1 protein-coding gene is annotated in these 750 nt (G+C 62.1%); it reads left to right on the top strand.

Annotated features, from left to right (window positions below; genetic code table 11):
• Nucleotide 1 precedes the first annotated feature (1 nt).
• A partial coding sequence (locus tag A3754_RS00685) for a FecR domain-containing protein (RefSeq protein WP_063518575.1) occupies nt 2-750 on the top strand: 749 nt, incomplete at its 3' end.

Below are 750 nucleotides of genomic sequence, written 5' to 3'. Positions count from 1 at the left end.
TATGATGCTGTGCCTGCTATCAACGGCCTGGGCCGGGGATGACTGGCATTACACCTTGCGCCCTGGCGATTCTCTCTGGAAAGTCTGTCAACAGTTTGCCCAGTCGCCGCAAACCTGCTGGGGCGAACTGGCTCGCCATAACGGGCTCGACAACCCTCACTCCCTGCGTCCCGGTAATACCCTGAAGGTGCCGATTAGCTGGCTTAAAGAAAAACCCATTCCGGCCACTGTGGATGCGATTACCGGTGAGGTAATGCTGTATCCGGCCAGGGGAGGGGAGCCCCGTCAGCTGCAAAACGGTGATGCGGTGGCGTTTGGCGACGCCCTGGAAACAGCCGCAAAAAGCAGCGCCCGGCTGCGTTTTGCTGACCAGTCGGAAGTCTACATCAAGCCCGCCAGCCTGCTGGTGGTGACTCGCTATCGTCGCTTCCTGGATCAGCAGAACGAACGCACCGAGCTGCGTTTGCAGCGCGGCAATATCCGTAACAGCGTCAGCCCCCGGCAAAGCGATGAAGCCTCTTTCGAAGTCTATACGCCGGGCGCGGTGGCGGCGGTCCGTGGCACGGAGTATTACCTGGGTGTGGATGGCGCCGAGACCACTCGAAACGAAGTGATTGAAGGGCGTGTGGATGTGGGTGCCCGCGGCACCGACCGCCAGATCAACGGTGGCTACGCCACGCTGGCCCGCCTGGATGAACCGCCCATTGAGCCGGTGGCGTTGCTGCCGGCGCCGGCCGTGGAGGTCAGCCC

This window comes from Alcanivorax sp. HI0083, assembly GCF_001635175.1.
The sequence above is the reverse complement of the archived record's forward strand: the minus strand, read 5'-3'. Positions and strand labels throughout refer to the sequence as shown.